Origin of the sequence: Flavobacterium cerinum (assembly GCF_024496085.1) — a bacterium.
In the GTDB taxonomy this organism is placed as follows: domain Bacteria; phylum Bacteroidota; class Bacteroidia; order Flavobacteriales; family Flavobacteriaceae; genus Flavobacterium; species Flavobacterium cerinum_A.
In genome coordinates, this window is sequence record NZ_CP101751.1 from 3,699,281 (window position 1) to 3,717,807 (window position 18,527).

The window sequence follows — 18,527 nt, forward strand, 5'->3', positions numbered from 1 at the left end:
GACACTATTCAAGTGTCGCTTTTTTTATATTCTGACCGGTTCAATTAAAAATGCTCCAGCTTTAATACTTCCGCTGTGTGCGCTCTTAGCTTATCTGCCAATTCCGGATTATCATTTAAAGACAAACCATAAGACGGAATCATTTCTTTTAATTTAGACTGCCATTCTGTAGTTGCCAATTGTTCCGGAAAACAACGTCCTAACAAATCCAACATAATAGATACTGTAGTTGACGCTCCCGGAGAAGCCCCAAGCAATACCGCTAACGAACCATCGGCAGCATTTACTACCTCAGTACCAAATTCGAGTACGCCTCTTCCTTCTTTATCTTTTTTAATTACCTGAACACGTTGACCGGCATTTTCCAATACCCAATCTTCTTTTTTCGCATCCGGTAAATATTCTTTTAATGCTTTTAATCGGTCTTCAGACGACTGGAATACCTGATCAATCAAATATTTAGTCAACGGAATGTTTTTAATACCCGCTGAAAGCATCGGTTTTATATTGTTTAATTTGATCGACTGTGCCAAATCAAAATAAGATCCGTTTTTCAGGAATTTTGTTGAAAATCCGGCATAAGGTCCGAACAACAAAGCTTTCTGACCGTCGATTACACGGGTATCGATATGCGGAACCGACATTGGCGGTGCGCCTACAGATGCTTTTCCGTATACTTTAGCCTGGTGTTTTTCAATGATTTCTTCGTTTACACATTTTAACCATTGTCCGCTAACCGGGAAACCTCCGAATCCGTTTCCTTCCGGAATATTTGCTTTTTCTAATAGTAATAACGATCCGCCTCCGGCACCGATAAAAACAAACTTCGCTTTTACCCGTTTCTTTTGGCCGTCAGCTACATCTTTAACTTTCACTTTCCAGGTACCGTCTTCGTATTTTTTAAGATCTTTAACTTCATGATTAAAGTGCATTTTTACGCCATCTAATTTTTGAAGGTGATTAAAAATGCTACGTGTTAATGCGCCGAAGTTAACATCGGTACCGATTTTCATAGAAGTTGCCGCCAGTTTTTTAGCTCCTTTACGGCCTTCCATAATTAATGGCGCCCATTCCCGGATCCGGTTCGGATCTTCTGTATATTCCATCCCTTTAAAAAGGTGGTATTTTTGTAGTTGTTCGAAACGGTTTCTAAGGTATTTTACATTTTTCTCGCCCCAAACAAAACTCATATGGGGTACGCTTCTGATAAAACTCTCCGGCTTATCCAATAAGTTGTTTTCAACCAGATAGGCCCAAAATTGTCTGGAAACTTCAAATGATTCAACGATTTTTACCGCTTTTTTCGTTTCAACGGAACCGTCTTCCAGTTCCGGCGTGTAGTTCAATTCACAAAACGCTGAGTGTCCTGTACCGGCATTATTCCAAGCATCCGAACTTTCGGCAGCAGCAACATCTAAACGTTCAAAGATTTCAATTTTTAAGTTGGGTTGTAGTTCTTTTAGTAGTAGTCCTAATGTTGCGCTCATTATTCCTGCTCCAATTAAGACCACATCGGCCTCAGTTTTTTGTATTGTAGTAGTCATCGCAGTAATTTAAAGTGCAAATTTACTTTGAAAGTTTGAAAAACTATCACTTTTTTCCAACCTTTACAATTCAAATATTATTTTTAGTAAATTACAATTTTTTTCTAAATCATTTTTCGGGATAGATAATCCCTAAGCATTATTGTTGCGGAAATCTCATCAATTAACGCTTTATTTTGTCGTTGTTTCTTTTTCAATCCGCTATCGATCATGGTTTGAAAAGCCATTTTTGATGTAAAACGTTCGTCTACGCGTTCCATTTTCATGTCCGGGAAAGCTGTTTTAAAACGAGTCACAAAAGCTTCAATCACCGGTGTACTTTCCGAAGGCTGACCGTTCATCTGCAAGGGTTCTCCTATCAATACTTTTATGACCTCTTCTTTGGCAAAATAATCTTTCAGAAACGGTATTACTTCTTCAGACGGAATCGCTGTCAGTCCGGAAGCAATAATCTGTAATTCATCCGTAACCGCAATTCCGGTTCTCTTTTGTCCGTAATCGATCGCTATTATTCTAGGCATGGCAATGGTTTAAAGTGTTTTTTGTAATTTTCCTATCCGCAAAAGTAATGGAAATGTTACTTTTTTATTGCTTTCTTCCCAAGATGTTCTCAGCTCCTTTTCAATCAGGTCCAACGGATTCGTTTTTTTCTGTTTTTTATAATGTTGCACAGCCGACCAGGTTCCCAGATAGCCCAATAACTGTTCGTAGTCCCATTGATAATGACTGTCAAACGCTTTGGTTGTGATTTCATCATACGGAAAAGGAATTGTCTTGTAATAAGCATCAATATATTGTCTTTCCTTGTCCCAGTAGTCTCCTAAAATTTCTTTATATAACTTTTTGATAACAGCATCTGTCGCCGGATTGGTTTTTAACAGACTATATCCCAATATCACGAAAATACCGTCGTCTTTCAGTATTCGGTATATTTCTTTATTAAATGTATTAAAATCAAACCAGTGTACCGCCTGTGCTACCGCGATCAGGTCAAACTGTTTATCGCTAAAAGTCGTTTTTTCAGCCGGCTGTACACTGTAGTTAATATTATCTTTTTTTACAGCATTCTTAATTTGCTGTTCACTGATATCCGTAGCATATACCTGATCAAAAAAGGGAGCCAGTTTTTGAGCCAGTTGCCCGTTTCCTGTAGCAATATCGAGAGCCGATCCTTTACGGGGGGCTAACGACATAATATAATCGATGATTTCTTGCGGATAACCGGGTCTGAAAACGGCATAAGCTGACGCTATTTTCGAAAAATTGTCTTTCATCTCTTCTTTTTTTAGTACTACCAGATCGGCAATACTATACAAAGTTAGTTCCAACTACGCTAAATTATACCGAAGATCAGTTTAAATATTTCTTAAAGTTTTTGATTTTAATGGGATACGTATTTCAGTCCGATGATCGAAGCAATCAAGGTAACAATAAAGAACATACGCCAAAAATCGGCCGGTTCTTTAAAGATGATAATACCAACTAATACCGTTCCTACCGCTCCGATTCCGGTCCAAACCGCATAAGCCGTTCCGATAGGCAGGGTTTGCGTTGCTTTGATCAACAACAGCATACTAATGGTTAAACAGATAAAAAATCCGGAATACCACATAACAGATTCATTTCCGGTTGTTTCTTTGGCTTTTCCGAGACAAGAAGCGAATCCTACTTCGAATAGTCCGGCAATAATGATTAAAATCCAGTTCATATTCTTTATTTTAGACCGCAAAATTCTGATTTTTTCTTCGGCTATTTTTTAACAAATGATAAAAAACTATCGGATTTCAGCCCGTATCCGACTTAAGGTTACCTGTGTTACGCCCAAATAAGAGGCTATATGCCCTAATGATACCCGGTTTAATAGTTCAGGATCACCTTTTATCAGTTCTTCATATCGTTCCAGTGCCGATTTAAACTGTCGGGATATCAATCGTTCTTCGGTTTTTACCAGTTCATATTCACTGAGTTTTCTTCCCCAATTGGCAATATCAATATCCTGTTCGTACAACGCTTTTAATTCCGATGCTTTGATATGATACAATTCGGCATTTTCCAGTAATTCAATTGTTTCATAGCCCGGTTTCCCGAAAATATAGCTGTTGAACGATAAAATAACACCGCCTTCCCGACCAAACCAGAACGTAACCTCATTTTCATTGGCGTAACAAAACGCCCGTGCCATTCCTTTTTTGATAAAATAAACATCGTTTTCGATCTTATTACTTTCAATCAGGTGATACCCTTTCGGATAACTTACTTCCGAAAGATGATCCATTATTTTTTGCAAAGCCTTTTCCGGTAACGGATGAATGGATTGTACGATTTGCTCGGCTTTCATCGCCTATTATGATTTGAATTTCCAGTTGAATTCATCGTTATCATTGATGATGGCACCAACCTCAACACGGATTACTTTTCCAAATTCCGATTGCAGAATCAACCAATTACTTTCGTTAAATACATTATCTACCGTATCAAACGTTTCTGTTTCCCAATCTTTGATTCCTTTATTCAAAATCTCAGCTTGTACTTCTGCTGTATTTCGTCCGATCAGTTTTTGACCGAATAATTCCAATTCAGGATGCGAACAGATAAGATAGCCCATTTTCATTTCTTCATCTTCATAGAATGTCACGCGCATATACTTTTCGTTATACAGATAAATAATGTTATTATCATCGTCTTTATATTGGCGGTTCGGTTTACCGTAAACAGCTTCCACATCCTTCTGTTTCATTCCGAAAACCAGTTCGGCTATTCCGTTTTTTAAGTTGATTTCCATATTCGATTTGTTTCTTCAAAGATATTTCTTTTCCGGGTATTCGTTATAAAAAAATCCCTCGGTTGAGGGATTCTTTTGTTATTTTAATATTCGAATTGTCCGTATTCGCTGGTTATTGTCAGCTTTTTGGTAGCTGCTGCTTCTACTCTTCCGACGATTCTCGCATCGATGTCAAATGATTGGGAAATTGCGATGATATCCGCTGCTATTTCAGCCGGCACATACAATTCCATACGATGACCGCAATTGAAAACCTGATACATTTCTTTCCAATCGGTTTTAGATTGTTCCTGGATCAACTTAAATAAAGGCGGTACCGGGAACAGATTATCTTTTATGATATGTAGGTTTTCTACAAAGTGTAATATTTTTGTTTGCGCTCCTCCGCTGCAATGTACCATTCCGTGGATCGTATCAGCGTTGTATTTCTCCAATATCTTTTTGATCACCGGTGCATACGTACGCGTTGGCGACAACACTAGTTTTCCGGCATCAATCGGTGCATTTTCTACGGCATCTGTTAGCTTTACATTTCCGGAATACACTAATTCTTCCGGTACAGAAGCATCAAAACTTTCCGGATACTTTTCAGCCAGATATTTATGGAATACGTCATGGCGAGCCGATGTTAGCCCGTTACTTCCCATTCCTCCGTTATATTCTTTTTCGTATTTCGCCTGACCGAATGACGCTAAACCTACAATTACATCGCCGGCTTTAATATTAGCATTATCAATTACATCAGCGCGTTTCATCCGTGCCGTTACTGTAGAATCAACTATAAGTGTTCGCACCAAATCGCCCACATCGGCTGTTTCGCCTCCGGTAGAACGGATAGTTACCCCAAATGATTTCAGTTCTTCGATCAATTCTTCCGTTCCGTTGATAATTGCTGAAATAACTTCACCCGGAATTAAATTTTTATTTCTTCCGATTGTAGATGACAGCATAATATTATCTACCGCTCCGACACATAATAAATCGTCGATATTCATAATTAGCGCATCTTGTGCAATTCCTTTCCAAACGGACATATCACCGGTTTCTTTCCAGTATAAATAAGCCAAAGAGGATTTAGTTCCGGCACCATCTGCATGCATAATCAGGCAGTATTCGTTATCGTTGGTCAGGTAATCCGGTACTATTTTGCAGAAAGCTTTCGGGAAAAGTCCCTTATCAATGTTTTTAATGGCATTATGCACATCTTCTTTAGCGGCAGAAACGCCTCTTAAACTGTATCGTTTACTCGTATCAGAACTCATGAATTTGTAGTGTGTGTTGTTGTTGCGCAAAGATACTCTAAAATGTGGAATTTGAAAAAATGCGGATTTGAAAATATTTCCGGCTTAATTTTCCACAATTTCGATTTCTACTCTTCTGTTGGCCGCTCTTTCTTCTTCGTTCTTTTCCGGTAACGAATAAATAGGCTGCGTACTGCCGAATCCTTTAAAAGTGGCTCTGCTTTTATCTATTCCGTTTGCTTCAAGAAACAAACGAATTGCTTTTGCTCTTTTGGTTGACAAATCCGCTCTGTCGTTTGGCATACAACAAATATGGCCCTGAATCTGGATTTTCAACTTCGGATTGTTTTTCATTATTTCGAGTAATTCAAACATTTTCGGTCGGGATTCCGGTAAAACGGCAAAGGTATTTTCGTAAAAATTAACATTATCCAGTTTTAGCTTATCTCCCACTTTTGCATGTTGTACCCGCAATCCAAGTGAAGCATCTAACGGTAATTCTATCCTTTTGATTTCTGTAACCGGTTTAATTCCTAAGATTTCATTTTCCCGCGCCAGATCTTTAGCTTCAATATAATGAATCGTTACTTTTCGGTTTTCGGCTTTAACCTTCGATTGTTTGTGACTTTCGCCGAAGCTACGGGTTCTGAAATCTTCTCTGGTTTTTACTTTATCTTTTACAGTAGTAAAAATAAAGGCCACCCGCTTTTGAGCTAACGTATCATTATACTTTGTCGTTCCGTCTTCATCCGTATATCCGTTAATTGCGACTATTTTTGATGTCGTATTTTGCTTTATCCAATCATCCAGCCGGAGCCTTTCTTTTTGGGTCAGATCGTGTTTATTACTTTCAAAATATACGACAAATGATTCCTGTGCCGACAAACTACCTGCCGTCATCAGAAAGATCAATAGGGCTAAAAACGTTTTCATTGTTCTGGTTTACAATAACGAATTAACAATTTTCCGTTGAATTTTAAAAGCAATCTGCCGATTTATTCTGATAAAATGATAAAGGCGTATCCCGACAATTCAAAAGATACGCCTTTACAAAAGAAAGAGGTGGTCGTTTATTTCCAATCCGGCATCATACCGTTGCTAAACAAGGATGTTCTGGAATTGGATGTTCCCATAGTATATTTTGTTATTGTTCTCGGCGAAACTCCGTCGTTAGAAGTGCTGACAAAGATCAGCTCGGCTTCATTCGGCGAAAACCGCACATCCAGATCGTTATAACCGGCCGGACGTTGTACCGGTACTTCAGTTATGGCATTCGTTGTAAAATCGTACATAAAGATTCGGTTATCCAACTGACGATAATCACTGCTTTGGTAACCTGATACATCCCGGGTGAATACCAATTTTGTATTATTGACCGACAAATGCAATCCGCCGGCGGCGCCATTAACTCCGGATAAGACATTTGCAACTACATTGCCGGACATATCAATTACATAGATTTCGACACTATATCCGCTCAGATCGTTTACTTTTAGTGCGATCAGACTGCCGTCATAACTCCAGTCACATTCTGATATAAATTTTCCGTTTGGCGTTTGATACAACTGCTGTAAACCACTACCATCTGCATTAATCCGGTATAGTTTATCAAAATTGGAATAAATCAACTGACTTCCGTTGGCGCGCCAGCAATAGTTATAATAATCCAGATTAAATCCGGCAACCGGCACATTACTCGTTACTTTAAATTCACTCGATCCGTCCGGACGCATGGTATAAATATGTCCTTGTCCGCCTGTTGTTCGGATAAAGGCAATTTTATTAGCCTGTACATTTTTACGCGGTCGGAAACTATTAGTAGCATCTGAAGTAATTTGCAATTGATTACCCGCATCATCGGCCGTAAAAATCACATTATTATCTCCGGATTTCCGTACAAACAGATATCGGGCATTCGGAAACATAAGCGTTCGAAACGAACTGGTCAGACTATTCACATCGGTATTAACTCCGTCATTAGCTGTAACCTGCCAATAGTATTTCGTACTGTAATTCAGATTCGTCAACGTAAAACTCGTTTCGGTAATATTATCATACGTTACCACATTATTACTGGTATCATTACGCAAGGTAACTTTATAGGTTATCGGATCCTCTTCCGGGTCACTACATGTCCATTTCAAAGTCACTTCCAACGATTGATCCATTGCATTATCCGTTGGTGTAGTCAATACAGGTACCGTTGGCGGCAAATTTGTTCCCTCCTGTTTAACCAACTCAAAAACCATTTCCGTAGTTCCACCGGTATTTACATGAACACCTTCGAATTTTGCAATATACCCATCTTTACGGGCTTCAAAAGAATAGTCACCTTCATTGACCTGCGTTACGACATAATAGCCCAATGAATCGGTAAATACCGTGCTGGTATTCGGACTTGAGGACACTCTGGCATTCGCAATCGGTGTAAACGTTTCCGCTTCTACCACACGACCTTTAACCGTACCTTGTCCTTTTTCAATAAAATCTTCTTTACTGCAGGACCAGGCTATGCTAAAAAGCATCAGTATGAGTCCTATTTTGATTATTATTTTCATATCCCTTCGTATTTAATTTTCCGGAAAGCCGTTGGTATAACCTGTAGTTTTTTGATTCGCTTCTACATGTTTTTTTATTGCTTTATTGGGATACTTTTGTTTTGGAAAATAATAGGTAATCCCGGCTCCAAAACGCCAATAATAATCATCTCTCTTTCCCATTACCAGATAATCGACCTTATCTGAAAACGTAATATTATTTTCTGCATAGAGTTTGAGTCCGAAATTGTCTGTGAGTAAATATTCTACACCCAATCCAAACTGTATTTTTGTATGCAAATTTTTATAGGCACTATTGATTCCCATTCCACCGCCTCCGAATATATAAGGCGTAAAACGGTCGTAGGGCAATATCAACAATTCAAGATTTACATCTCCGGTGAGATAACCTACGTCGAGGTAATCTTTATTTCCAAACCACGAAGGGTTCAATGTAGCCGAAAGGTTAAAATTCGGCCAGAAAAAATATTTTAATCCGCCGCGAATCATCGGTTTTAATTCCGCATTCGGATAATCTCCGTTCATCAATGTAGCTCCACCGCCTAATTCGACACCGAATCTGGCCCGACGTTCGCTAAAATGGCGACCGTATAACAACGATGCATCCGCTTCCTGTTTTTCATTATCATAATTATTGATCAGTTCTGTCAATTTAGCAATCGGTGCTTTAGCTTCCCATATATTGTCCCGGATTCCTTCTATAATAAGTCCTTCCACCGCTTTTTCAATAGCTTCGGTAATAGCCATCTGGATCGGTTCATTTTTAGTAAATCCGGTTTCAACTTCCAGCAAGCGTTTAAAATCCACATAACGGAACAAACTAGCGTCGACCGATTGCGATAAAATTGTTTTCGACACATAGACCGTTTTAAGAATTTTACCGTTTGAGGTCGATACCAATCGCAGGTAAATTGTGATCCGATCCTGTTTGTAACGTGTCGATCCGCCGGCGCCGAAATAGCGGGCACCATATCCGCCTGTAATAATATTAGAGTCATAGGAAATCACACCGCCTTCGAGTAATACACCGGCATATAATAACGGAGCCAGCTGCATTTCGGGCGCTTTTTGATCTTTGTTGTATTCTTGTCTGGTGGAGCGAATGATATTGCGTTCATTCATCAGATTCGCCAGATTTTCCCTTTCGATCGGGGTAAACCATTTGGAATCTTCCAATGCTTTTATCAAGATGGAGGTCGCACCCTGAGTAACGGCGGTACTGAATGTACTTCCCGTTTCAGTAGGCTTATATTGCCCTGTTTGGTCCCTGAATTTATAGACACCGATCACAACCGGCTCCTTAGGAGGAGGTAGTGATTTTAGCGCACTGGTAGACGGGGTCGGTTCTCCGATTGCCGCTTTTTGCACACCCGTAGGTTGATTAAAATAAGCGCCACATCCCGATAACGTAAGTGCCAGCAATAACGAAAGTAATTTTGCTCGTTTCATATTAATTCCCTGGAATGATTACTTGAGTTTCTTCACCGGTTGTAATATCAAGTATATTGACCACCACGCCAACGTTTGACGGATAAACTTCGACAGAGAGGCTTCCGAAAACGAAAGTACCCTGTTGTAGTCCGCCACCGGTTCCGGTACCCGTACCGGTTCCTCCTGTTGTGGTGCCGTCACCGTATTGTTGTTGAAATAGTGATCTTGATATATAGTTTAACAACTGGTTATTTAAATTTTCTTTGAATCGTTCCAATTCTGTTTGCGGCTTATACAAATCGCTTGTCGGTTCTTTAAACTTATTCTGCGAATCGGCAGAACTAAGCAACCACTGGTAATTAAATGTATCTCCTCCAAAGGCCGGATTTATTGGTTTATAAACCAAATCCTGTGCCTGCGCATATCCTCCTAAAAGTATACTTACCACTAAAAAAACGATTGTTTTCATGATGCAAAAGCTAGAATTAATACTGTGTTATATATTGTTTTTGTTTTTCGACATCCTGAAAGTATTTGATCAATCTGGCAATGGATTCTTCAGCCATATAAACCAGAAAATCTTCATCGGGTCTCGAAACAAATTCATTTATCAAATCATTATCAATTACTACCCGGATTCGGGTTGTTCTCCCGAAACTGAGTTCTTCTTCTACTTTTACTATTTTACGGGCGTTTAGTTTTTTTTCCTGATATTTTCCGTAGAAATAATCATAGAATTCCTTTCCGAACTTGGTTTTGGTTTCGTCTGATACGATTCCGGTTAGTTCCAATCCGTCCGCCGGTTGATCGGCTTTATCGTCTTCACCTACTACAATCCGGTCTTTTCCGATGATTTTATCGTCTTCATCATATAATAACAACAAAAGAATCGTTTCATCTTCTTTAGACAGGTTGACCTGTGTTCGGGACAGTATCTTTTTCTCATTCGGTGCCAATGTAAACCGGCCATCCTGAGAATTATTCGAAAGGTTTTTACTTCTTTTATTTTTTTTAATAACCGTTAGTTTGTACCGCATGCTTTTATGCACATCCGTTACATTTTCGGCAGTACCGGTAACCGACAGCATATTTTCGAATTCAGTCGTTTCTATTTTCGCTTTCACTTCCTTGTTCATTATCTGGGCATAACCGGATATCGAAACGGAAAGAAGCAATATCTGCATGAAGTGTAGCGGTTTCATGGCCTTTTTATTAACGGTTAAATATGAGTACGGAGCCCGAGTTTCCTCTTTGAATGATCTTCATATCGTCGGATATCGAATTGGTTCCGTAACTGGTGTAATTCAAATTGTTACCATATTGAATCACCTGATTATTAATTATAGAATAAGGGTTTGCTGAAAAATCACTGATCGTATTATTATTTCCTTTTTGCACCAGCGACTGATTGATTTCCCTTGCATTTTTATACAGATCCAGCGTATTCTGATTTCCCAGTTGACTTACATTGATATTGTTCTGCATTGCTTTTACAGTAACATTAGCATAATTCTGATAGCCTACCTGCTGGATTGTTACAATAGAATTTCCTGAAAAGCTTTTTTCTTTTTGAGCTTGTTGCACCATTTCCTGTTGCTTGATCAATCCGAATTCCTTTAAGTCCTGCACTTCCTGAGCCAGAAGCGAACCGGAAATCATGATGAATAACAATCCATATGACAACATCCTTTTCATAATCGGTTATATTTAGAGGAAAAAGGAGAGCTAACTTTTTACATTTACCTCTCCTCTTTTCTATGGGATTAATTTGATTGGTTTACTAAAGAAACGTTAGCAATACCGGCCTGATTTACAAAACTCATATGTCCTAAACCGGATTGGTTAGTCCAGGCAAAGTTCAAGGCACCATCCTGATCAATTAAAGACAGGTTAGCGTCTCCGGCCTGAGTAGTTATTGCTAAGTTATAGAATCCGTCCTGAGTGTGAACCGCCATATTGTCTTCACCTAACTGGAACTGATAAGATTGGTTTCCTGTTCCGGTTTGGAAAGCTGCAGCTATGTTACCTTCACCCACTTGTGTTTGCATAGAATAGTTATCGGCTCCAACCTGTACTGCCAAAGCAGCATTATCTTCACCAAACTGAATCTGATCGGCTACGTTACCGGTACCGGCCTGAATAATTGCTGCAGCATTACCAACACCAACCTGTAATACATTCGCGTCATTTAAACTACCGATTTGTAGTACAGAAGCATCATTTCCGATTCCGATTTGTTGGATATCAGAGCTGTTTGCAATACCAATCTGAGCTACACTAGCATCGTTAAAAGCACCTAATTGGTATACAGATGATTGGTTTAAAATACCCCATTGTGCGACACTGGCATCATTTCCCCATCCCACCTGTTCTACAGATGACATGTTTAAAATTCCAAACTGATCTACGTCAGAATTATTAAAAAATCCTAACTGATCTACATCAGAAATATTCAAAAGTCCGGCCTGATTTACATTGGACATATTTCCGATTCCGGTCTGGCTTACCGTACTTAAATTGAACTGGGCAAATGCCCCTGCGGTTAACAGCATCGCGGAGATGCAAAGAATCATTTTTTTCATAATAAAAATATTTAATTGGTTAAAATTTCTCTTTTTATTATGAGGTACAAAACGATAAAAGGGTTTCCTTTTTACCGATTACAACGGTGTGGAATACTTGTTATGGAAGTGTGGAAAATTGTGGTTATTTTCCTTTTCAAAGATAGCCATTTTATACTTTTCGAAAATATTGTCATTTGATTTTATTCACAAAAACACTTAATTTTCTATAAAATGAACAAAAAAACAGACGAGTAGCACTATTTTTTAACAAAATAAGCCCCAATTAATTGAGGCTTATTAAATATAAATTATTGATTTCTAACCTTATCTGGTGAAAAGTAACTCCCTATATTTGGTTAGAGTCCAGATTTCATTATCGACCAAAAGTTCCAGTTTGTCACTGTGATAACGAATGGTATCGAAATATGGTTTTACTTTTTCACAATATGCTTCCGCCTGTTTTTCGATTTTATCCATTTCATTTGCTTTTTTACGCTCTTCTGTCATTTCTTCAACTTTGGCGTTCATTTCCGCAATATGGCTGGAGATTTCTTTAATCAGGCTGATTTGTTCTTTTCCGATCGCTTCAAAATCTTTTCCGAAAATCTCTTTTAAACCTTTTACGTTTTCAATTAATGTATTTTGATAACGGATAGCTGTCGGGATTACGTGGTTACGGGCAATATCTCCTAAAACACGGCCTTCGATCTGGATTTTTTTCACGTATTCTTCCAATTCGATTTCATAACGGGCTTCCATTTCAACGTGGTTCATTACGTTCATTTCTTCAAACAAAGCCAATGCCTGTTTTGACACTTTTGCTTTTAAGGCTTTCGGAGTTGTTTTATGATTACTCAATCCTCTTTTAGCAGCTTCTTTTTCCCATGCTTCGCTGTATCCGTCACCTTCGAAAAGTATTTTTTTGAATTGTTTGATGTATTCACGTAATACGTTAAAAATAGCATCATCCTTCTTCATCTCTTTTTCTTCAATCAGGTTGTCTACTTCCAATTTAAAATCTTTTAATTGTTTCGCTACAATTGTATTTAAGATTGTCATGGAATTAGCACAGTTTGCAGATGAACCAACAGCACGGAATTCGAATTTATTTCCTGTAAAAGCAAACGGAGATGTTCTGTTTCGGTCTGTATTATCCAAAAACACATCCGGTAGTTTCCCTACTACGTTTAATTTAAGATCTGTTTTTTCTTCAGGCGATAATTTCCCTTTTGATACCCCTTCCAGTTCTTCCAGTACTTTTGTCAGTTGCTGACCGATAAATACGGAAATAATTGCCGGTGGTGCTTCATTCGCTCCTAAACGGTGGTCATTACTTGCCGAGGCAATAGACGCTCTTACCAATTCTTCATTATTATATACGGCTTTAATCGTATTTACAAAGAAAGTCAGGAATTGCAGGTTACTCATCGGTGTTTTACTCGGACTTAACAAATTAACTCCGGTATCTGTTGCCAATGACCAGTTATTATGTTTTCCGGAACCATTAACCCCTTTAAATGGTTTTTCGTGGAATAATACTTTAAAGAAATGACGTTCCGCCACTTTTTGCATTACGTCCATTAATAAAGAGTTATGGTCAACGGCTAAGTTGGTTTCTTCAAAAATAGGTGCCAACTCAAACTGGTTCGGCGCTACTTCGTTATGACGTGTTTTTACCGGGATTCCCAATAACATACATTCATTTTCCAGATCACGCATATAGTTTAGCACACGCGTTGGAATTGATCCGAAATAATGGTCTTCTAATTGTTGTCCTTTGGCTGATGTATGTCCTAATAAAGTTCTTCCGGTAGCCATAATGTCCGGTCTTGATGCTGCTAACGCACTGTCGACTAAAAAGTATTCCTGTTCCCATCCTAAGGTTGGGGTTACTTTTTTTACATTTTTATCAAAATAACGTGCCACGTCGGTTGCTGCTTGATCAATTGCATGCAGAGCACGTAATAAAGGTGTTTTATAATCCAATGCTTCACCGGTATAAGAGATAAAAACAGTTGGAATACACAATGTAGTACCAAAGATAAAAGCCGGTGATGTCGGATCCCATGCGGTATATCCTCTTGCTTCAAACGTGTTACGGATTCCTCCGTTCGGGAAGCTGGATGCATCCGGTTCTTGTTGTACTAACTGACTTCCTCCGAATTTTTCTACCGGATCACTTCCGTCAAATGAGGTTTCGAAAAAAGCATCGTGTTTTTCGGCTGTTGTTCCGGTTAACGGTTGAAACCAGTGGGTATAATGTGTCACTCCTTTTGATAAAGCCCACTCTTTCATTCCCATCGCAATATATTCGGCTAATCTTCTGTCGATTTTTGTTCCGTGCTGGACAGCACTTTTCACGGCCTGATACGCTTCGCCCGTCAAAAACTGACGCATCGCCTTATCATTAAATACGTTACTGCCAAAAATCAAAGATTTTTTGTCCAGTTCTTCTACCGCTACGGGTTTTCTGCTGCTAGCTTCTTTTAAAGCCTGAAAACGAAATGTTGACATAAAAGTTGTGTTTTTTATTTATACCTATTGTTTTATCGTGCAAATTTATATTATTTTTTAATTAAAAAACAAAACACCCCTATTTTTTTAGGGGTTAAAATAAAAATAATGCATTTAAAAACATAAACACCCCTTTTAATTTCAAACTAAATTAAAAAACAAATATCAAAAAGAATGATCCATCTTACTAAAACGTAAAATTTATCCTATATTTTTTACAACAAAACCCGCCATTATAAGTATTTTTACAACAATAAAAACATTTTACAATGAAAAAAATTAACCTTTTGCTCTTTTTACTATTAAGTATAGCAGCTATTCACGCACAAACCGTTACCTTACAAGTATTGACAGGCCACAGCGGAAATTCTATTAACATCCCTATTAATACATCTTCCCACAGCGTAACCGTATATACTACAGTAAATATGCCAGCACCACCCAGCGACTCTTACCCTGGCACTCTTAAAATTTACTACAAAAAAGACACAACATCACCAGCAATAGTTGCTAACGGAGGAGATAGTGGTGGTTTGCTTTTTTTAGGGGGAACTACCGCAGTAAGACAAATACTATTCTCTTTAAACTCTGCTCAATTTTATCCAGAAGGAGGTTTTATATATGCTGAATACCAAACATACAGCGGTTTAAAATACAAAAGCAGTAATTATCCCATTAAAATAATCTCTACTCCTACCGATCCCGGAAATGGAGGAGGTAGTAATACTTGTTCATTATACGAATTTGTCCCTTATAATGGTATACCAATCTTACCACATCACGATCCTCAATATCAAGAATGGTATATAACACCCGAAAACTTTCCTTATTATGTTTTTATCGGACCCGGACAACCTGTTTACAGCTCAGCAAGAATCAATTTAAGAGATATCGGAGCTTCCTACCCATCATCATGTGACTTTGATATCCATGTACGCCCTATATTCAAAAGTATTGGTAATGTAGCTTTAACCATTGACAACACAATATCATCAAGCCAATATATTACTCAAGGAACCTCACCACAAACAATAAACGGAAATTCAGCAACACTGTCATATGTTACAGGAGGAAGAGGCAATCAAGTTACAAATATCATCCCTCTTACTCATTATCAATGGCAACAGAGAATTGTAAAAACCCATGAAATAAATTGGTCCGGTTACAAAAACTATATGGCAACTTACGGATGGAAAGATATTCCGGGAGCAAATGGTCAAAACTATACACCTCCAGTTACAACCGGCGTTGTAGAATACAGACGATTAATAATTGAAAATCCCGAGGATTCTCGTTTCAACTGGAATACTGCAAGCAGCAATGTTATCAGCGTTTATACAATCAGCAATACAAATGTTGGAAATTCAATTTGCTGTGATCAGACAATTACTGATATGAACAACATACCGGCAGCTAATGGTACCGGTCCAATTTATCTTACCGGAGATCTTTTGTATCAATGGCAATCATCACTTGACCAACAGACTTGGACAAACATATATGGAGCCAACAACTATCATTATCAACCAAAATCTTCAGGAAGAGGATCTGGTGGTCGAAGAAACTACCCGGTTTACCTTAGACGAATTATAACTGATCGATCAACTGATATAAGCTATATAAGTAACATCGTAACGTATAATTACCAAATAGGTTCATCAAAAATGAATTCCGACATCACAATCAATAACCTCGAACTTAAAAGCGAAACGGAAATTAAGATCAAAGAATTAGAAATTACCATTTACCCTAATCCTACTTCTTCAATACTCACTATAAACCAAAATAATGATTCGCTCCCTCTCATCGTTAAGCTTTTTGACTTAACAGGCAGACAGGTTATCAATGATAAAATCCTAAATCATGATTCTACACAAATTGATATTTCCGAATTACCTAGAGGCACATACATCATAACTCTAGAAAATGATAATCAGAAAATAAACAAAAGAGTTATTAAAGAATAGACCACAGAAAAGGGCTGCCAAAAATTTTAGCAGCCCTTTTCTTATATAATTATCAAGATTCTTATTTCAATACTTTCACTTTCGAGTCATCAATATTAAATGTTTTGATCACTTCATTATAGTTAGAAAAATCAACCTGCTTAGTTGCATTTTTAGAAAAATAACCCGGCACAATCACAATTCGGAATGTTTGATTTTGTGTCCATTGAGGTCCTAATATATTAAGATCAAAGTCAGCAGAACTTAAAAAAAGATTCACATCTGATCTTGTAAAATCATAATTATACAATAAATCTCCCTGCTCTAACTGAACTGTTTGCGGCATCAATCTCCAAACCGGTGTTGTCGGATTTACAGTATCCCAAAGCAAATACACCAATACAACATCAGATGCATAGATTTGCGGATTCAACGGAATGATGCTTGAGAAATTATTACCGGCATTAAAAGATCGAGTCACTTCAAATACTTCACTGATCGTATCTCCTGACGGTCCTGTAGGCCCTTGTGGTCCTTCCGGTCCTTCGCATCCCTGGAAAACAAAAGCAGCTACAACGGTTAATAGTAAAATTATCTTTTTCATATTTATTTGGTTTTATAGATTATAACAAAGATAAAACAATAATCAGGCCAAAATATAATCCTTTTGTTATCACTTTAGCTTACTCTTTTAAATATAATTAAATCAGCCATTAAATATTGATCAAATAACAATAAAACACTAAAAAACAAGATCTTAACTTTATTAAAATCGAAAAAACTTTAACAGTTAAAATTCTTTTGGCTACCGGATAAAGGACTTACATTTGCCGTCCAAAATTAATCCACTATGAATAAACTTTATCTATCAGCATTTTTAATGTCGGTAGCAACCGCTTTTGCTCAGATCCCTCAGGGATATTACAATACGGCAACCGGAACGGGCTACACACTAAAAACGCAATTGTATAACATTATTAAAGGGCATAACGCTAAAAGCTATAACGCGCTTTACACCTGTTATCAAACATCCGATCGTGATTATTTTTACGAAAACGACGGTACCATTCTGGATATTTACTCTGAAAAACCGGATGGTCCGGATTATTACAATTATTCTGCTACCAATACCGGTGATCGTTGCGGTAACTACAGCAATGAAGGCGATTGTTTTAACCGGGAACACTTAATGCCGCAAAGCGTTTTTAACGAAGCTTCGCCAATGGTTTCCGATGCACATCATATTTTACCGACCGACGGGAAAGTAAACGGTATGCGTAGTAATTTTGCTTTCGGAAAAGTAAGCAATCCGACATGGACTTCAAGAAACGGTTCTAAACTGGGAAATAACGTGACTGCGGGATATTCCGGAAAAGTATTTGAACCGATCGATGAATTTAAAGGGGATGTTGCCCGTTGCTTACTGTACTTTGTAACTCGTTATGAAGACAAAGTAGCCAACTGGAATCATGCGATGTTAAACAACACCAGTAATCAGGCTCTGAGCAACTGGTTTAAAAACCTACTACTGACCTGGCATAATCAGGATCCGGTAAGTCCGCGTGAAATTGCCCGTAATAATGCCATCTATACTTTTCAAGGGAATCGTAATCCATTTATTGATCATCCTGAATATGTTGAAATGATCTGGGGTCAGGCTTTAGCAACCGAAACATTCGAAGCTTTAGCGAATATCAATGTTTATCCAAATCCGTCCAACACTAACCGTATTAATATTCAATCGGAAAAAGAACTGGATGAAATTATGTTGATTACCTTAAACGGACAAGTAATACAACAAATCAACAAACCTGTAGGAAATCAGGGAACTTATACCGTAGAAAACTTACCTCAAGGATTCTATCTTATTAAAATGACCGCCGATAGTCAGTCGACTACCAAAAAAGTGATCATCAATTAAATAAAAGGGGCTGTCTCAAAAGGACA

18 protein-coding genes are annotated in these 18,527 nt (G+C 38.1%); 2 read left to right on the top strand and 16 right to left on the bottom strand.

The window, feature by feature from the left end; all coding sequences use genetic code 11:
• Window positions 1-44: 44 nt before the first annotated feature.
• The 15 genes from NOX80_RS16710 to NOX80_RS16780 form a co-directional block, all read right to left on the bottom strand.
• Entirely contained in the window at window positions 45-1,544 is a 1,500-nt protein-coding gene (locus tag NOX80_RS16710; RefSeq protein ID WP_256550952.1) for a malate:quinone oxidoreductase, read from the bottom strand.
• A gap of 104 nt (window positions 1,545-1,648) precedes the next feature.
• A complete protein-coding gene (gene ruvX / locus NOX80_RS16715) occupies window positions 1,649-2,065 on the bottom strand; it encodes a Holliday junction resolvase RuvX (RefSeq protein WP_256550953.1) in 417 nt (138 codons plus the stop codon).
• A 9-nt stretch (window positions 2,066-2,074) separates the two neighbouring features.
• Window positions 2,075-2,872 (bottom strand): class I SAM-dependent methyltransferase, encoded by a 798-nt coding sequence (locus NOX80_RS16720; RefSeq protein ID WP_256550954.1) that lies wholly within the window; start codon window positions 2,870-2,872, stop codon window positions 2,075-2,077.
• Between the two features lie 53 nt (window positions 2,873-2,925).
• On the bottom strand, window positions 2,926-3,252 hold the full coding sequence (locus NOX80_RS16725; protein ID WP_256550955.1) for a DMT family transporter: 327 nt from the start codon (window positions 3,250-3,252) through the stop codon (window positions 2,926-2,928).
• A 66-nt stretch (window positions 3,253-3,318) separates the two neighbouring features.
• On the bottom strand, window positions 3,319-3,882 hold the full coding sequence (locus tag NOX80_RS16730) for a Crp/Fnr family transcriptional regulator (RefSeq protein ID WP_256550956.1): 564 nt from the start codon (window positions 3,880-3,882) through the stop codon (window positions 3,319-3,321).
• A 6-nt stretch (window positions 3,883-3,888) separates the two neighbouring features.
• The gene (locus NOX80_RS16735) at window positions 3,889-4,326 is read right to left on the bottom strand and encodes a hypothetical protein (protein ID WP_256550957.1); all 438 of its coding nucleotides are present in this window, start codon (window positions 4,324-4,326) and stop codon (window positions 3,889-3,891) included.
• Window positions 4,327-4,409: 83 nt separating this feature from the next.
• Window positions 4,410-5,588: an AIR synthase related protein gene (locus NOX80_RS16740; protein WP_256550958.1), complete on the bottom strand. Its 1,179-nt coding sequence runs from the start codon at window positions 5,586-5,588 to the stop codon at window positions 4,410-4,412.
• 84 nt (window positions 5,589-5,672) lie between these two features.
• Window positions 5,673-6,500, bottom strand: coding sequence for an OmpA family protein (locus NOX80_RS16745; protein WP_256550959.1), 828 nt, complete (start codon window positions 6,498-6,500; stop codon window positions 5,673-5,675).
• A 137-nt stretch (window positions 6,501-6,637) separates the two neighbouring features.
• Entirely contained in the window at window positions 6,638-8,125 is a 1,488-nt protein-coding gene (locus NOX80_RS16750) for a carboxypeptidase regulatory-like domain-containing protein (RefSeq protein WP_256550960.1), read from the bottom strand.
• 12 nt (window positions 8,126-8,137) lie between these two features.
• Window positions 8,138-9,574 (bottom strand): CsgG/HfaB family protein, encoded by a 1,437-nt coding sequence (locus NOX80_RS16755; RefSeq protein ID WP_256550961.1) that lies wholly within the window; start codon window positions 9,572-9,574, stop codon window positions 8,138-8,140.
• 1 nt (window position 9,575) lies between these two features.
• Window positions 9,576-10,025: a curli production assembly/transport component CsgF gene (locus NOX80_RS16760; RefSeq protein WP_256550962.1), complete on the bottom strand. Its 450-nt coding sequence runs from the start codon at window positions 10,023-10,025 to the stop codon at window positions 9,576-9,578.
• A gap of 16 nt (window positions 10,026-10,041) precedes the next feature.
• The gene (locus NOX80_RS16765; protein ID WP_256550963.1) at window positions 10,042-10,758 is read right to left on the bottom strand and encodes a curli production assembly/transport protein CsgE; all 717 of its coding nucleotides are present in this window, start codon (window positions 10,756-10,758) and stop codon (window positions 10,042-10,044) included.
• Between the two features lie 10 nt (window positions 10,759-10,768).
• Window positions 10,769-11,251 (bottom strand): hypothetical protein, encoded by a 483-nt coding sequence (locus NOX80_RS16770; protein ID WP_256550964.1) that lies wholly within the window; start codon window positions 11,249-11,251, stop codon window positions 10,769-10,771.
• A 68-nt stretch (window positions 11,252-11,319) separates the two neighbouring features.
• Window positions 11,320-12,138, bottom strand: coding sequence for a hypothetical protein (locus tag NOX80_RS16775; RefSeq protein WP_256550965.1), 819 nt, complete (start codon window positions 12,136-12,138; stop codon window positions 11,320-11,322).
• Between the two features lie 306 nt (window positions 12,139-12,444).
• Entirely contained in the window at window positions 12,445-14,634 is a 2,190-nt protein-coding gene (locus NOX80_RS16780; protein ID WP_256550966.1) for a glutamine synthetase III family protein, read from the bottom strand.
• A gap of 269 nt (window positions 14,635-14,903) precedes the next feature.
• On the opposite strand from NOX80_RS16780, the gene NOX80_RS16785 reads away from it, so the two are divergent.
• Complete coding sequence (locus NOX80_RS16785) at window positions 14,904-16,601, top strand: T9SS type A sorting domain-containing protein (RefSeq protein ID WP_256550967.1); 1,698 nt, start codon at window positions 14,904-14,906, stop codon at window positions 16,599-16,601.
• A 61-nt stretch (window positions 16,602-16,662) separates the two neighbouring features.
• On the opposite strand, the gene NOX80_RS16790 is transcribed toward NOX80_RS16785, so the two are convergent.
• Window positions 16,663-17,184: a hypothetical protein gene (locus tag NOX80_RS16790; protein ID WP_256550968.1), complete on the bottom strand. Its 522-nt coding sequence runs from the start codon at window positions 17,182-17,184 to the stop codon at window positions 16,663-16,665.
• 246 nt (window positions 17,185-17,430) lie between these two features.
• On the opposite strand from NOX80_RS16790, the gene NOX80_RS16795 reads away from it, so the two are divergent.
• A complete protein-coding gene (locus tag NOX80_RS16795) occupies window positions 17,431-18,501 on the top strand; it encodes an endonuclease (RefSeq protein WP_256550969.1) in 1,071 nt (356 codons plus the stop codon).
• Window positions 18,502-18,527: the final 26 nt, after the last annotated feature.

Bases quoted from the DNA above. Each gene is read 5' to 3' on its own strand.
- NOX80_RS16710 (WP_256550952.1), bottom strand. From the start codon at position 1,544: ATGACTACTACAATACAAAAAACTGAGGCCGATGTGGTCTTAATTGGA.
- ruvX (WP_256550953.1), bottom strand. From the start codon at position 2,065: ATGCCTAGAATAATAGCGATCGATTACGGACAAAAGAGAACCGGAATT.
- NOX80_RS16725 (WP_256550955.1), bottom strand. From the start codon at position 3,252: ATGAACTGGATTTTAATCATTATTGCCGGACTATTCGAAGTAGGATTC.
- NOX80_RS16730 (WP_256550956.1), bottom strand. From the start codon at position 3,882: ATGAAAGCCGAGCAAATCGTACAATCCATTCATCCGTTACCGGAAAAG.
- NOX80_RS16735 (WP_256550957.1), bottom strand. From the start codon at position 4,326: ATGGAAATCAACTTAAAAAACGGAATAGCCGAACTGGTTTTCGGAATG.
- NOX80_RS16740 (WP_256550958.1), bottom strand. From the start codon at position 5,588: ATGAGTTCTGATACGAGTAAACGATACAGTTTAAGAGGCGTTTCTGCC.
- NOX80_RS16745 (WP_256550959.1), bottom strand. From the start codon at position 6,500: ATGAAAACGTTTTTAGCCCTATTGATCTTTCTGATGACGGCAGGTAGT.
- NOX80_RS16750 (WP_256550960.1), bottom strand. From the start codon at position 8,125: ATGAAAATAATAATCAAAATAGGACTCATACTGATGCTTTTTAGCATA.
- NOX80_RS16755 (WP_256550961.1), bottom strand. From the start codon at position 9,574: ATGAAACGAGCAAAATTACTTTCGTTATTGCTGGCACTTACGTTATCG.
- NOX80_RS16760 (WP_256550962.1), bottom strand. From the start codon at position 10,025: ATGAAAACAATCGTTTTTTTAGTGGTAAGTATACTTTTAGGAGGATAT.
- NOX80_RS16765 (WP_256550963.1), bottom strand. From the start codon at position 10,758: ATGAAACCGCTACACTTCATGCAGATATTGCTTCTTTCCGTTTCGATA.
- NOX80_RS16770 (WP_256550964.1), bottom strand. From the start codon at position 11,251: ATGAAAAGGATGTTGTCATATGGATTGTTATTCATCATGATTTCCGGT.
- NOX80_RS16775 (WP_256550965.1), bottom strand. From the start codon at position 12,138: ATGAAAAAAATGATTCTTTGCATCTCCGCGATGCTGTTAACCGCAGGG.
- NOX80_RS16780 (WP_256550966.1), bottom strand. From the start codon at position 14,634: ATGTCAACATTTCGTTTTCAGGCTTTAAAAGAAGCTAGCAGCAGAAAA.
- NOX80_RS16785 (WP_256550967.1), top strand. From the start codon at position 14,904: ATGAAAAAAATTAACCTTTTGCTCTTTTTACTATTAAGTATAGCAGCT.
- NOX80_RS16790 (WP_256550968.1), bottom strand. From the start codon at position 17,184: ATGAAAAAGATAATTTTACTATTAACCGTTGTAGCTGCTTTTGTTTTC.
- NOX80_RS16795 (WP_256550969.1), top strand. From the start codon at position 17,431: ATGAATAAACTTTATCTATCAGCATTTTTAATGTCGGTAGCAACCGCT.